The 548-nt window shown below is 36.7% G+C and carries 1 protein-coding gene; it reads left to right on the plus strand.

Annotation, left to right across the window (positions count from 1 at the left end):
• A partial coding sequence (locus ACF1AK_RS36465) for a thermonuclease family protein (protein WP_391503096.1) occupies positions 1-548 on the plus strand: 548 nt, incomplete at both ends.

Consider the following 548-nt stretch of genomic DNA (forward strand, 5'->3'; position numbering starts at 1 on the left):
GATTGTTTTGCTAAGTGGCTGTTCTTCTAGTGATCTAATGGATTATACAGATAGGAAAACATATGAAGTTGCAAAGGATTCAGCAAGTGAGAGTGGCTCATTCCTTGAAAATCTGATAAATGGCACAGAAGAAACACAAGAATCTACAATAGAAGAGATGCGAACGATGACCGTTGAACGGGTTATTGATGGTGATACCGTTGTATTTCAAGATGGATCGAAAGCCCGCCTTTTATCCATTAACACTCCAGAGATTACAAAAGGGAAAAATGAACCTTACGGACAAGACGCACAAGCATTTCTTTCACAGCTTGTGGAAGGGAAAGAGATACAAATTAAGAGTGATCCTAAGGCTGGTGAAACCGATAAATATGGAAGATTACTAGTCCATGCTTTTGTCGGTGGTAAGAGTATACAGTATTTACTTATAGCAGAAGGATTAGCTAAAGTTGCTTATCTTTATAATGATTATGAATATACGGATTTATATAAAGAAGCAGAGGAATTAGCGAAAAATAATAGCCTTAATATCTGGAGTATTTCAGGAT

Origin of the sequence: Kitasatospora sp. NPDC015120, from assembly GCF_043080305.1 — a bacterium.
Classification (GTDB): domain Bacteria; phylum Actinomycetota; class Actinomycetes; order Streptomycetales; family Streptomycetaceae; genus Kitasatospora.